The following is a 12,594-nucleotide window of genomic DNA, read 5'->3' as shown; positions in this document are numbered from 1 at the left end:
TGGGGTTGTACTACAACCTAGCAGGTTGGCGGTGCACTGAAATAAGCGCACGGCGTCAGGAAGGGAGCTATTGGCTTTCTGAAGCTAACGCTAGCGGCTTGGCGCTTAAAAAAAACTTCCCGAATGTGAGTCGGGAAGTGGTGTCATCGCCGTCAATTGGAAGCTACATTGAACTTCCCTTTTACGGTATGCGTTTCCAGTACGTACTTTATGTGAAAAGTGAAACCTCCTGTCGCGGTTTTTATGCCTGTAGCTGCATCAACTGTTTGCTTGATCGTTAGCTCACCTTTTATCCCGTCATAGATCAGCCCGCTAGCCGCTACAAAGGCGGTAACGCCTGTTTGTTCCGGACCAACAATCGGATGCGGCCCATTTGCCAGTTCAAGAGGCAAAATTATGGCCACAAATTCTAAACTTTCACCGGTAACGTACTGCCCGATCAGGCTGATCGAGTCATCAGTCAAGGATTTATAGATAAAGCGGTTAGCTACAAACCCCCTGTCCATGGGGGGGAAAGCAGGTGAGAAGTCTGCTGTGAACAGATCCGAGGTCCGGCTGGTTTTATCAAATAATTCAGGCGTTAATCCAAGCTTTACGTAGTTAATATTCAGCATCTCTTAGAGCTCCGTTGAGGGTCCTCAGTTCGTATAGAACGGCCTGGGGTGGCTAATGCCGATTTCAAAGTACGCGCTATAAGGAGGAGGCAACACTGTCAGGGTTGACAGTTGCCTTGTAATGGTTGTCGTGTTAGTGCGGATGCATGTTACCGAACCGTATTTTTGCTCGCAGATAAAGAGCCTGATTAACTGGCCCTGATACGAAAATCGGAACATCCTCAACGAAAAAATTCCCCCGGTGTCTGCCCAAACTGCTGACGAAACGCGGCGATAAACGCCGAGGTCGAGTCGTATCCGCAGGCCAGCGCAACATCCGTCACACGCTCACCTTTTTCCAGCGGCGTCAGAGCGCCAAGCAGGCGCAGGCGCTGGCGCCAGGCGCGGAAAGTCAGGCCGGTGTCGCGCAGGAACAGGCGCGTCAGGGTCTTTTCGGTGACGCCGAACTTGTCGCTCCAGTGGCTCAGGGTGGTCTGCTGTTCCGGGTGTTGTTCGAGGCTCTGATAGATCTGCTTCAGGCGCGGGTCTTGTGGCAGCGGCAGCATCAGGTCGATGGTTGGCGCATCGGCTAGCTGATCGAGGATGACTTGGGCGAGGCGTCCGTCAGGGCCGTTCTCGTCATACTCCACCGGGACCTGACTGAAGGCGCGGATCAATTCCCTGAGCAGATCGCTGACGCCGAGCACATGGCAATGTTCAGCCGCCCAACCGGTGACGCTGCTGTCGATATACAGGCTGCGCATTTCCGTGTGTGGCGCGCTGAACACCCGGTGCGGCACACCCGCCGGAATCCACACCGCACGCTCCGGCGGCGCGACGAAACGGCCGGCGCTGGTCTGCACTTCGAGCACGCCCTGAATCGCATAGGACAACTGCACCCACGGATGACTGTGACGGCGGGTGAGGGCGCGGTTGGGCAGTGATTCGGTGCGTCCGTACACGGGGCGCGGCAGGCTCGGTAGCCCGGGAACACTGCGGCGAACGCTTTTGGCTTGTCCTTTAGGCGGCATCTGGCGGCTCTTCGGCGTTAGTCGGTAATTGCCAGTCACGTTAGAGTCGTTCGCACGCACTGGCAACCTCCGGATGAACCGCATGACTCGCCCACGTTTTCTGCCCGATAACTTCACCCTGACCTTGATCGGCGTCGTCTTGCTGGCGAGCTTCCTGCCCGCCAGCGGCCAGGTCGCGGTCGGCTTCGGCTGGCTGACCAACATCGCTATTGCCCTGCTGTTTTTCCTGCACGGCGCCAAGCTGTCACGCGAATCGATCATTGCCGGCGCCGGCCACTGGCGTCTGCATCTGCTGGTATTCGGCCTGACTTTCGTGCTGTTCCCGATACTGGGACTGGCGCTCAAACCGCTGTTGTCACCGCTGATCGGCGATCAGCTGTACATGGGCATGCTCTATCTCTGCGCATTGCCAGCGACGGTGCAGTCGGCCATCGCGTTCACTTCGCTGGCGCGAGGCAATATTCCGGCGGCGATCTGCAGTGCGGCGGCGTCCAGCCTGTTCGGGATTTTCCTGACGCCGCTGCTGGTGACGCTGCTGCTCAACGTGCACGGCGACGGCGGTTCGACCCTCGATGCTATCGTCAAAATCAGTGTGCAATTGCTCCTGCCATTTATTGCCGGGCAGGTCGCTCGGCGCTGGATCGGCGCGTGGGTAGGGCGCAACAAGAACTGGCTGAAATTTGTTGATCAGGGTTCGATTCTGCTGGTGGTTTATGGCGCGTTCAGCGAGGCGGTCAACGAAGGCATCTGGCAGCAGATTCCGTTGCTCGAATTGCTCGGCCTGGTGGTGGTCTGCTGCATCCTGCTGGCGCTGGTTCTACTGGCCTCGACCTTGTTGGGCAAAGCCTTCGGCTTCAATCAGGAAGACCGCATCACCATTCTGTTCTGCGGCTCGAAAAAGAGCCTGGCCACCGGCGTGCCGATGGCGCAGGTACTGTTTGCCGGGAGCACCATCGGCGTGCTGATTTTGCCGCTGATGCTGTTCCACCAGATTCAGTTGATGGTCTGCGCGGTATTGGCCCAGCGCTATGCGAAACGGCCGGAGTCGGTGCCGGACCTGATGGCGCAGGTTGACCCGTAAAAGCGGTTCAAAAACCCGAATACTTGACCGCCGCTGCGGCCCGCGTCGGCACATCCAGCGTGCGCAACAACGAAGACACATGGATGCGCACCGTGAACGGCGAAATATCCAGTTCACGGGCGATTTCCTTGTTGGTCTTGCCTTGCGCGATCAACCGCAGCACTTCCTGCTGGCGCGGCGTCAGGGTCGTCGCGGTTTCCAGCGGCAACAAGCCGGACGGCGCCGACTTCACCAGCACCTCGCCTTCACGGATTGCCAGAATCGCCTGACCGATTTCATCTGGCGCAATGTTCTTGCCGATGAAGCCGTCAATGCCCGCCGCCATGACTTCACTGATCAGCGCTTGATCGTCGACCATCGACACGACGATCAGCGTGGTGCGCGGCAATCGTTGGCGCAGGTCGGCGAGCTGAGTGATGCAGGTCAGCCCGGGAAAACGCAGATCGAGCATCAGAGTATCGGGTTCGGTGCCCACTGCCAGCAGCGCGAGCACGGCGTCGAAGTCGCCGGCCTCTTCGACAATTGCGTCGGGCAGCAGACGCAGGACCGTGCGTAACATCGCCTCGCGAAATAGTGGGTGATCGTCGGCTATGATGATCCGGCATGTCATGACGTGACCCTCCCTGGGTCAGGCGTGATTCAAGGCCTGCACCTTAGCATCGGACGCGAAGGTTGCCTGTAGGCTGCTTCCGAAACTGACGATCGCTGCACAAGGACGTTTCCCATGAAGTTTGAGAAAAACACCGAACTCGACCAGGCCAATCTACGCATCATCATCGCCGCCATTGCGGTGGTGTACATGGTGGTGCTGGGTTTTCTGCCGGGCCATCGCTTCGATACCTACCTGCCGGTCATCACTTACATTGTCCTGTTTCTGCTCGCCTCGATCGTGTTCCGCCAAGCCATTGCGCGCTGGCCGGGGCATTATCCGGCGCGACGGATTTTCGCCATGGTTCACGATTACACCGGCACCTGTTTTGGTCTGGTGATTGGCGGCGAGGCGGCGCTGCCGCTGTACGCAGTGATGGTTTGGGTCAACCTCGGCAACGGCATGCGCTACGGCTCGCGCTATCTGGCGGTTGCCACCGGCCTGGCGCTCGTAGCGCTGCTGGTGGTCTATCGCTTGACGCCGTACTGGCAGGCGCAACCGTTCATGGTGCTGATGCTGCTGATCACCAGCACGGTGATTCCGTTTTACGCGCACTTGCTGCTTGAGCGTACGCGCAAGGCGTCTGAAGAAGCGGTCGCGGCGAATCTGGAGAAATCGCGCTTCCTCGCGCAGGCCAGTCACGATTTGCGTCAGCCGATTCATTCCATCGGCTTGTTCACTGCCTGTCTTCGCGAGTCGCATTTGGGCGACGACGAGCGACAGCTGGTCGATAACATCGACCGCTCGCTGCTTAACGTCTCGCAGTTGTTCCGTTCGATTCTCGACCTTTACACCCTCGATAACGGTCGGGTCGAGGCAAAATGGCAAACGCTGAACCTCGGTGAGTGGCTCGCGGACATTGTCCGCCAACATCAGGAAGCGGCGCGTTGGGCGGGTGTCGAACTGCGGCTGCGACCGTGCAAATACTGGGTCAGAACCGACCCGGCGCTACTGGCGACCATGGTGCAGAACGTGCTCTCCAACAGCTTCAAATACGGCGCGCAGCGGCCAGTGCTGATCGGTGTGCGTAAACGCGGGGCAGGGCTGGCCATCGTCATTTATGACTGCGGTAACGGCATTGCCGAAGAGCATCTGGCCAAGGTCTTCGAGGAGTTTTATCGGGTACGGCAAGTGCGGGATAAAGACGTCGAAGGCGTAGGCCTGGGTCTGTCGATCATCAAGCGTCTCGGTGAGTTGATCGATGTACAAGTTGCGCTGCGTTCGCAGTTGGGAAGCGGCACAGCGGTAACGCTTGCCGGTTTGCCAATCGTCACCGCGCCGCAGTCACTGGTCGTGCACGATGAGGCGCGGCAGGCGGGTCTGTTGACGGAGCTGAAGGTGTGCCTGGTGGAGGATGACCGCAACGTGCTGCTGGCAACTTCGGCTTTGCTGGAGCGCTGGGGCTGTGTGGTGCAGGCCGAATGGTCAGCTGAGGATCTGGTCACCGACTGCGACATCATCGTCGCCGACTATGACCTCGGCACCCACGCCACAGGCATCGAGTGCATCGATGAGGTGCGCAGGCAACGCGGCTGGGCCGTGCCGGCGATGATCATCACCGGCCACGACGTCGAAAGGATCCAGGCAGCCTTGCACGACCGCCAGATCGCCATCCTGTCGAAACCGGTGCGCCCGGCCGAGCTGCGCGCGACATTACGCGCCCTGCGTGATCGACAAGGCGAAGCGGTCGAGAATGCCCTGTAACCCTCTCTAACCTCCAAGCCCGCGTCATGCGGGTCTGGTGGTTTTTGGCGTTCTAGATTTTCGCCAGCGCCTGCGCCAGGTCAGCGCGCAAATCTTCGACGTCTTCAACCCCGACCGACAGCCGCACCAATCCATCGCCAATCCCCAGCTTCTCGCGGGTCTCCGGCGGAATCGTCGCATGCGTCATGATCGCCGGATGCTCGATCAGGCTTTCCACGCCACCGAGGCTTTCCGCCAGCGCGAAGATCTGCACGTTTTCCAGAAACCGCCGTGCGCCGGCCAAGTCGCTGTTCAGGTCGACGGAAATCATCCCGCCAAACCCGCGCATCTGCCGCTTGGCCAATTCATGTTGCGGGTGCGATTCAAGGCCCGGATAGTAGACGCGCTTGACCTGCGGTTGCTGCTCGAGCCACTGCGCCAGATCCAGGGCGTTGCTGCAATGGCGCTCCATGCGCAGCGCCAGGGTTTTCACCCCGCGCAAGGTCAGGAACGCATCGAACGGCCCGGAAATCGCGCCGACGGCGTTCTGCAGAAAACCGAGTTTTTCCGCCAGTTCGGCGTTCTGCCCGACCACGGCAATGCCGCCGATCACGTCGGAGTGGCCGTTGAGGTATTTGGTGGTCGAGTGCAGGACGATGTCGAAACCCAACTCCAGCGGACGCTGGATGTACGGGCTGGCGAAGGTGTTGTCGGCGACGCAGATGATCCCGCGCGCGCGGCAGATGCGCGCAATCGCGGCCAGATCCGACAGGCTCAGCAGCGGGTTGGTCGGGGTTTCGACCATGACCATGCGCGTGTCGTCCTGCAGCGAGGCTTCGAACGCCGAGAGGTCGGTCAGGTCGACGAAGCTGAAGCGATGCCCGGCGCTGCGCTGACGAACCTTGTCGAACAGGCGGAACGTGCCACCGTAAAGGTCATTGCCGGAAACGATATGCGAGCCGGCGTCGAGCAATTCCAGCACCGTGGAAATCGCCGCAAGCCCTGAAGCGAAGGCGAACGCGCGGGTGCCGCCTTCGAGATCCGCAACGCAGCGCTCCAAAGCGAAACGCGTCGGGTTGTGCGAGCGGCCGTAGTCGAAACCCTTGTGCACGCCGGGGCTGTCTTGCAGGTAGGTGGAGTTGGCGTAGATCGGCGGCATCAGCGCGCCGGTGGTCGGGTCCGGTTCTTGCCCCGCGTGGATCACCCGGGTCGCGAAGCCTTGGGATTTATCGTCGTGCTGACTCATGCAAGGGATCTCCGTAATTGGTTGAGCATGTCGGTGCGGGTGATCAGGCCATGGAAGCCGGAGGCGTCGGCGATGATCGCGACGAGGCCACGGCTGAGCACCGCTTCCAGCTCGGCCAGGGTCGCAGCCGGGGCGAGGGTCTGCAGTTTGTCGGTCATCACGCTGGACACCGACTGGCTGAAGCGCGCGGCGTCTTCGTGCACGCCGAGAAGGATATCGGACTCATCGATCACGCCCACCAGTTGCTTGCCTTCGACCAGCACCGGCAGTTGCGAAACATCCGCCAGACGCATGCGCTGGAACGCCGTGAGCAGTGTGTCGTCAGGGCCGACACTGATTACCCGGCCGTCCTCGAAGCGCCGGGCGATCAAGTCGCGCAAATCGCCGTAGCCCTTGCGTTGCAACAGGCCCTGATCGGTCATCCACTGGTCGTTGTAGACCTTCGACAGATAGCGCGTGCCGGTGTCGCAGACAAAACTCACCACGCGTTTCGGCGCGGTCTGTTCGCGGCAATAACGCAGCGCGGCAGCGAACAGGGTGCCGGTCGATGAGCCGCCGAGAATGCCCTCGGCCTTGAGCAACTGGCGGGCGTGATCGAAGCTTTCTGCGTCGCTGATCGAGTAGGCGTGACGCACGCTGGACAAATCGGTGATCGACGGAATGAAGTCTTCGCCAATGCCCTCGACCGCCCACGATCCGGGCGTCGGCAATGTGCCGTCGCGGCTGTATTGCGCCATCACCGAGCCGATCGGGTCGGCGAGGACCATTTCCAGATCTGGCTGCACACGTTTGAAGAAGCGACTCAGCCCGGTCAGCGTGCCGGCCGAACCGACGCCAACGACGATCGCGTCCAGATCATGTTCGGTCTGCGCCCAGATTTCCGGCGCGGTGCTGCATTCATGGGCCAGCGGGTTGGCCGGGTTGTTGAACTGGTCGGCGAAAAATGCCCCGGGAATATCCTTGGCCAAACGGGCGGCGACGTCCTGGTAATACTCGGGATGGCCCTTGCCGACATCGGAGCGGGTGATGTGCACTTCAGCACCCATGGCCTTCAAGTGCAGGACTTTCTCGGTGGACATCTTGTCCGGCACCACCAGCACCACGCGATAGCCTTTGGCGCGGCCGACCAGCGCCAGACCCAGGCCGGTGTTGCCAGCGGTGGCCTCGACAATCGTGCCGCCCGGTTGCAGGCGACCGTCACGCTCGGCGGCATCGATCATCGCCAGACCGATACGGTCCTTGATCGAACCGCCGGGGTTCTGCGATTCGAGTTTGAGAAACAGCGTGCAGGGTCCGGTATCGAAGCGGGTGACCTGAACCAGCGGAGTATTGCCTATCAGCCCAAGCACGGCAGGGCGTGATTCCTTCGACATTTCTTCACCTCTTTATGGTGTTGATCGCGTTCCGATCGCGGGGAAAAGACTCGCGTGCAACTTAGGCGCAGACATCTTCCCTCGCAACCTTTAATCCATGGAAAATCCAGCGATTTGGATCTAACGATAGAACGAAATCGGCATGCTGCCTTGAGGCATTCTGATCGTTCCCACGCTCCGCGTGGGAAAGCAGCCCGGGACGCTCTGCGTCCCTACGGTCCAAAGATCGCAGCCTTCGGCAGCACCTACACGGCTATTTGTACATGAGCGGAACTTGTGATGATCTTCAATATATTGAGTTTGTTTCATCCATCCCCGTTCCCGACAATGGCCGCCATCGAATAAGCACCTGGAGTTGTTCTCATGGCACTGGCCCATTCCCTTGGATTTCCGCGCATCGGTCGCGACCGCGAACTGAACAAAGCGCAAGAGGCGTTCTGCAAAGGAGAACTGAACGAGGCGGGCCTGCGTGACGTCGGGCGTAAGCTGCGCAAGGCCCATTGGGACTTGCAGAAAAACGCCGGTCTCGACTTGCTGCCAGTTGGCGATTTCGCCTGGTACGACCAGGTGCTGACCCACTCGCTGATGTTCGGCGTGATCCCCGAACGTTTCCGTCCGCACGACGGCAAAGCCACGCTGCAAACCCTGTTCAGCATGGCTCGAGGCGTCAGCGGCGCCGGCCACGCCCAAGAGATGGCCAAGTGGTTCGATACCGACTATGACTACCGCGTACCGGAATTCAGCGTCGATCAGCAATTCCAGCTGGGATGGGAGCAACTGTTTGAAGAAACCGCAGAGGCCCGTACGCTGGGGCACAGCGTCAAACCGGTGATCATTGGCCCGTTGACCTATCTGTGGCTGGGCCAGACCAAAGGTGCCGACTTCGACAAGCTCGAGCTGCTCGATCGCCTGCTGCCGCTGTACGGGCAGATTTTTGCGCGGCTGGCGACACTGGGCGTGGAATGGGTGCAGATCGATGAGCCGATTCTGGCGCTGGACCTGCCGCAGGACTGGAAGAATGCCTTCGAACGTGCCTACAACCAGATCCAGCGCGATCCGCTGAAAAAACTGCTCGCCACCTATTTCGGTGGCCTCGGAGAAAATCTTGGCCTGGCGGCGAACCTGCCGGTCGATGGCCTGCACATCGATCTGGTGCGCGCGCCGGATCAGTACCCGACCATTCTGGATCGTCTGCCGGCCTACAAAGTGCTGTCGCTGGGTGTGGTCAACGGTCGTAACGTCTGGCGCTGCGATCGGCGAAACGCACTGGCGACGCTGCGTCATGCCCATGAGCGTTTGGGTGATCGCTTGTGGGTGGCGCCGTCCTGCTCGTTGCTGCACAGCCCGGAGGAGCTGAGCCGGCAAGACCACCTCGATGCCGAACTGAAAAGCTGGCTGGCGTTCGCCGTACAGAAATGCGAGGAGGTCGCCGTGCTCGCCCGAGCGGTCAGCGAGCCGCAGGCGCTGCGTGCGTAGCGCTTTGCAGAGGTGAGTGGGCTTGCGGTTGCGGTGTGTCAGTCGCTTATTTGGTGAATGACACACCGCTATCGCGAGCAGGCTCACTCCTACAGGGGTGTGTGATTTGGGATGGCCGGGCAGGGCACGTAATTGTTACTGTGGCCCACCGCAACTCAGGTGATTCCCGCACCCATGGACCCGCAGCCAGTCATTCAAGCCGCCTCTGAAGCCGACATTCCGGCGATCCTCGATTTCACTCTCAAGGCTCGCGCCGAGCTGTTTCCCAAACTCAGCGCCACCGGCACGCCGGACGATCTCGCGCGTTTCGCCGAGGTGTACCTGGACGGCGGAGGTTGCTTCCTCATCGCTCGTCATGCAGGACAGATCGTCGCTTCAATCGGCTATCTGCCGTATGACCGACGCTTCCCGCAACTGGCGTATCCCGGCCTGAAAGTAGTTGAAGTGGTGCGCCTGTTCGTCCTGCCTTCGCAGCGGCGCTCGGGTCTTGCAGGCACGCTGTATCGCGCGTTGAAGGAACACGCGCTAGTCAACGGCGTGGAGCTGATCTACCTGCATACGCATCCGTTTCTGCCGGGTGCGATCGAGTTCTGGCAGCGTCAGGGTTTCGCCATCGTTCAGGTCGACGCAGACCCGCTCTGGCAGACCACGCACATGCAATCGCTCATGAATGAAAACGCAGGATCTGCGCGCCATCGAACGGGTCCGTCAGGTAATGCGCCCTGACCCCGAACGTCGTCTGTAAACGCTCCGGCGTCAGCACATGCAGCGGCTCGCCAAGCGCGACCAGACGCCCGCGCTCCAGCACCGCCAGGCGATCGCACTTGAGCGCCTGATTGAGGTCGTGCAGGGCGATCAGCGTAGTCACCGGCAGAGCTCGCACCACTTGCAGAATGCTCAGTTGATGCTGGATATCGAGATGGTTGGCCGGCTCGTCGAGCAGCAGGATCTGCGGGCGCTGCGCCAGTGCACGGGCGATGTGCACGCGCTGGCGTTCACCGCCGGAAAGGCTGCGCCAGAGGCGGTTGCGCAGGTGCACGGCGTCGACGTCGACCAGCGCTTGCTCGACGATGGCGTCATCGGCCGGCGACCACGGTTGCAGCGCCGACAACCACGGCGTGCGCCCGAGCGCCACGGCGTCGAACACGCGGATGCCATCGTCAGTGTCAGCCTGTTGCTCAACCACTGCCAGCGTCTGGGCGATGTTGCGCCGGGACATTTTGCCCAGTGCCTGACCGCCGATTTGCACCTGACCCGCGCTCGGTTCGCGCAGGCCGGCGAGCAGTTTCAGCAAAGTGGATTTCCCCGAACCGTTTGGCCCGACAATGCCCAGGGTCTCGCCGCGCTGAACGTCGAGACTGACACCGTTAAGCAACTCGGCACCCCGCACCTTGAAGCCCACACCAGCACAGCTCAGAACAGTGTTCATCGCGCCGATCTCCGGCCCACCAGAATCAGCGCGAACACTGGCGCGCCGACCAGCGCAGTGATCACGCCGACCGGAATCACCTGACCCTTGATCAGGGTGCGCGACAGCACATCGGCGGCGATCAGAAACACCGCGCCGCCCAGCGCACTGGCGGGCAACAGACGCGCATGCCCCGTGCCGAGCAACAACCGCGCGGCATGGGGAATCACCAGACCGACAAAGCCGATCGAGCCCACAATCGACACCATCACCGCCGTCACCAGCGCGGCGCAGCCGATCAATAGAATCTGCACGCGTCGCACGGGAATGCCGAGAGACGCCGCCGAGTCCGCGCCAAAGGTGAATGCATCCAGCGCCCGGCGATGCCACAGACAAACAACCAACCCCAACACAGCCACCGGCACCGCCAGCCACACCGACGGCCAGCGCACACCACCGAGATTGCCCAGTAGCCAGAACATGATCCCGCGCGCCTGCTCCGAGCTCGCTGAGCGGGTAATCAGAAACGCAGTGAGGGCGTTGAACAGTTGCGAGCCGGCGATACCGGCGAGAATGATCTGCCCGGTGCCGCTGGCCGAGCCGCTGACCCGCGCCAACAGAATCACCAGCACGAACGCGGTTACCGCACCGGCAAAGGCGCCGACCGACAACGAGATTGCCCCGGCACCGACGCCGAGCAGGGCGACCATCACCGCGCCGGTCGAGGCACCAGCGGAAATTCCCAGCAGATAGGGATCGGCCAACGGATTGCGCAGCAGCGACTGCAGGATTACCCCACAAGTCGCCAGACCGGCACCGCAGGCCGCCGCGACCAGCGCGCGAGTCAGGCGATAGTTCCAGACGATGCCTTCGTCGATCGGGTCGAGCACGTAACCGCCACCCCAGAGTTTGTTGGCCAGCACCTGCAACACCACGCTCGGCTCGATCGAAGTCTCACCGATGGCCACGCCGCCGATCAGCGCGACCGACAGCGTCAATAGAACCAGCAGTGCACGGATCAGGCGTGTGCTCATTGCGACAGGTCGTAGGCGTTGATGGCTGTGGCCAGTTGTGCGAGGCCATCGAAGGTGCGCAGGCTGGCCTGCATGGCCATGGCGTCGAGGATGATGATGCGGTTGTGCTTGACCGCGTCCATGTTGCGCGTCACCGGATCACTGCGCAGGAACGCGAGTTTCTTCTGATAGTCGTCCGCCGGGAAACGCCTGCGATCCATGCGCGCAATGACCAGGAACGTCGGGTTGGCCTTGGCGATGGTTTCCCAGCCGACGGTCGGCCATTCTTCATCCGACTCAACGACGTTGCGCACGCCGAGGGTGCTGAGCATGAAATCGGGGACGCCTTTGTGCCCGGCCACGAACGGCTCGATGTCCATCTCGGCGCTGGAGAACCACACCAGAGCGCTGACGTCTTTGCGCTGCTGGTTTTTCGCCGTGGCGATCGATTGCGCGAGGCTGGCTTTGAGCTGTTCATTGAGCTGTTCGCCACGCGCCTGCACGTTGAAAATCGCCGCCAGTTGGCTCACGCCCTTGTAGATGCTGTCGATGCGAAAGGGCGCCAGCCGCGTGCCGTCCGCACCGACGAGGTTGTCCTTGGCTTCGCAATCGGAGGGCAGCAGGTAGGTCGGAATCTTCAGCTCATGAAACTGCTCGCGGGTGCCGACTGCGCCTTGTGGACCGACCATCCATTCCAGCTCGACGGCGACCAGTTCCGGGCGCTTGCCGATCACCGCTTCGAAGCTCGGTTCGTTATCGGCGAGGCGCTCGATCCTGTCGTTCTGCGCTTTGTAGGGGCCTAGCACATCGTTGAACCACAGCGAAGTGCCGACGACCTTGTCGCCCAGGCCCAACGCGTAGAGCATTTCGGTGCCGGCCTGGCCGATGGTCACCGTGCGCGTGGGTGCGTGTTGAAAGGTCAGGCTGCTGCCGCAGTTTTCCACGGTGAGCGGATACGCGGTCGGCGCCGCTTGCGCGAGGGCGCAAACGCTCAGCGAGGTGAGCAGGGTGGCAATGCGGGGCAGCAGCATGGGGCAGTCT

11 protein-coding genes and 1 pseudogene are annotated in these 12,594 nt (G+C 61.2%); 4 read left to right on the top strand and 8 right to left on the bottom strand.

What is annotated here, in order from left to right:
* Positions 1–152: 152 nt before the first annotated feature.
* Positions 153–614, bottom strand: a complete 462-nt coding sequence (locus GXB78_RS17395; protein ID WP_329516287.1) for a hypothetical protein — start codon at positions 612–614, stop codon at positions 153–155.
* A gap of 221 nt (positions 615–835) precedes the next feature.
* A complete protein-coding gene (locus GXB78_RS17390; RefSeq protein ID WP_329516285.1) occupies positions 836–1,624 on the bottom strand; it encodes an AraC family transcriptional regulator in 789 nt (262 codons plus the stop codon).
* Positions 1,625–1,706: 82 nt separating this feature from the next.
* Here GXB78_RS17390 and GXB78_RS17385 point away from each other — a divergent pair, with 82 nt between their 5' ends.
* The gene (locus GXB78_RS17385) at positions 1,707–2,705 is read left to right on the top strand and encodes a bile acid:sodium symporter family protein (protein WP_329516284.1); all 999 of its coding nucleotides are present in this window, start codon (positions 1,707–1,709) and stop codon (positions 2,703–2,705) included.
* A gap of 7 nt (positions 2,706–2,712) precedes the next feature.
* Here GXB78_RS17385 and GXB78_RS17380 read toward each other — a convergent pair whose 3' ends face one another.
* Complete coding sequence (locus GXB78_RS17380) at positions 2,713–3,315, bottom strand: response regulator transcription factor (protein ID WP_329516283.1); 603 nt, start codon at positions 3,313–3,315, stop codon at positions 2,713–2,715.
* Between the two features lie 114 nt (positions 3,316–3,429).
* Between GXB78_RS17380 and GXB78_RS17375 the strand changes: the two genes are divergently transcribed.
* On the top strand, positions 3,430–5,058 hold the full coding sequence (locus tag GXB78_RS17375; RefSeq protein WP_329516282.1) for an ATP-binding response regulator: 1,629 nt from the start codon (positions 3,430–3,432) through the stop codon (positions 5,056–5,058).
* Between the two features lie 52 nt (positions 5,059–5,110).
* On the opposite strand, the gene GXB78_RS17370 is transcribed toward GXB78_RS17375, so the two are convergent.
* Together GXB78_RS17370 and GXB78_RS17365 are read right to left on the bottom strand one after the other, a co-directional pair.
* Positions 5,111–6,283, bottom strand: a complete 1,173-nt coding sequence (locus GXB78_RS17370; protein WP_329516281.1) for a cystathionine gamma-synthase — start codon at positions 6,281–6,283, stop codon at positions 5,111–5,113.
* Positions 6,280–7,656: a pyridoxal-phosphate dependent enzyme gene (locus GXB78_RS17365; RefSeq protein WP_329516280.1), complete on the bottom strand. Its 1,377-nt coding sequence runs from the start codon at positions 7,654–7,656 to the stop codon at positions 6,280–6,282. Before GXB78_RS17365 ends, GXB78_RS17370 begins: the two co-directional genes overlap by 4 nt.
* Before the next feature lie 363 nt (positions 7,657–8,019).
* Here GXB78_RS17365 and GXB78_RS17360 point away from each other — a divergent pair.
* Together GXB78_RS17360 and GXB78_RS17355 are read left to right on the top strand one after the other, a co-directional pair.
* Positions 8,020–9,120, top strand: a pseudogene (locus tag GXB78_RS17360) (5-methyltetrahydropteroyltriglutamate--homocysteine S-methyltransferase); the annotation flags it as partial.
* Positions 9,121–9,306: 186 nt separating this feature from the next.
* Positions 9,307–9,858, top strand: a complete 552-nt coding sequence (locus tag GXB78_RS17355; protein WP_329516279.1) for a GNAT family N-acetyltransferase — start codon at positions 9,307–9,309, stop codon at positions 9,856–9,858.
* Here the strand turns inward: GXB78_RS17355 and GXB78_RS17350 are convergent.
* Genes GXB78_RS17350 through GXB78_RS17340 form a run of 3 tightly spaced genes read right to left on the bottom strand, consistent with a single transcriptional unit; the run spans position 9,797 to position 12,584 of the window.
* Positions 9,797–10,561, bottom strand: a complete 765-nt coding sequence (locus GXB78_RS17350) for an ABC transporter ATP-binding protein (protein WP_329516278.1) — start codon at positions 10,559–10,561, stop codon at positions 9,797–9,799. The two genes, GXB78_RS17355 and GXB78_RS17350, sit on opposite strands and share 62 nt — an antisense overlap.
* Positions 10,558–11,574, bottom strand: a complete 1,017-nt coding sequence (locus GXB78_RS17345) for a FecCD family ABC transporter permease (protein WP_329516277.1) — start codon at positions 11,572–11,574, stop codon at positions 10,558–10,560. Before GXB78_RS17345 ends, GXB78_RS17350 begins: the two co-directional genes overlap by 4 nt.
* Positions 11,571–12,584, bottom strand: a complete 1,014-nt coding sequence (locus GXB78_RS17340) for an ABC transporter substrate-binding protein (protein WP_329516276.1) — start codon at positions 12,582–12,584, stop codon at positions 11,571–11,573. Before GXB78_RS17340 ends, GXB78_RS17345 begins: the two co-directional genes overlap by 4 nt.
* Positions 12,585–12,594: the final 10 nt, after the last annotated feature.

The organism is Pseudomonas moraviensis subsp. stanleyae (genome assembly GCF_036283065.1).
GTDB classification, from domain to species: domain Bacteria; phylum Pseudomonadota; class Gammaproteobacteria; order Pseudomonadales; family Pseudomonadaceae; genus Aquipseudomonas; species Aquipseudomonas stanleyae.
The sequence above is the reverse complement of the archived record's forward strand: the minus strand, read 5'-3'. Positions and strand labels throughout refer to the sequence as shown.

What these genes read in the sequence shown, in the direction of transcription:
- GXB78_RS17365 (WP_329516280.1), bottom strand. Translation starts at nt 7,656, where the DNA reads ATGTCGAAGGAATCACGCCCTGCCGTGCTTGGGCTGATAGGCAATACT.
- GXB78_RS17380 (WP_329516283.1), bottom strand. Translation starts at nt 3,315, where the DNA reads ATGACATGCCGGATCATCATAGCCGACGATCACCCACTATTTCGCGAG.
- GXB78_RS17350 (WP_329516278.1), bottom strand. Translation starts at nt 10,561, where the DNA reads ATGAACACTGTTCTGAGCTGTGCTGGTGTGGGCTTCAAGGTGCGGGGT.
- GXB78_RS17345 (WP_329516277.1), bottom strand. Translation starts at nt 11,574, where the DNA reads ATGAGCACACGCCTGATCCGTGCACTGCTGGTTCTATTGACGCTGTCG.
- GXB78_RS17370 (WP_329516281.1), bottom strand. Translation starts at nt 6,283, where the DNA reads ATGAGTCAGCACGACGATAAATCCCAAGGCTTCGCGACCCGGGTGATC.
- GXB78_RS17390 (WP_329516285.1), bottom strand. Translation starts at nt 1,624, where the DNA reads ATGCCGCCTAAAGGACAAGCCAAAAGCGTTCGCCGCAGTGTTCCCGGG.
- GXB78_RS17355 (WP_329516279.1), top strand. Translation starts at nt 9,307, where the DNA reads ATGGACCCGCAGCCAGTCATTCAAGCCGCCTCTGAAGCCGACATTCCG.
- GXB78_RS17385 (WP_329516284.1), top strand. Translation starts at nt 1,707, where the DNA reads ATGACTCGCCCACGTTTTCTGCCCGATAACTTCACCCTGACCTTGATC.
- GXB78_RS17375 (WP_329516282.1), top strand. Translation starts at nt 3,430, where the DNA reads ATGAAGTTTGAGAAAAACACCGAACTCGACCAGGCCAATCTACGCATC.
- GXB78_RS17395 (WP_329516287.1), bottom strand. Translation starts at nt 614, where the DNA reads ATGCTGAATATTAACTACGTAAAGCTTGGATTAACGCCTGAATTATTT.
- GXB78_RS17340 (WP_329516276.1), bottom strand. Translation starts at nt 12,584, where the DNA reads ATGCTGCTGCCCCGCATTGCCACCCTGCTCACCTCGCTGAGCGTTTGC.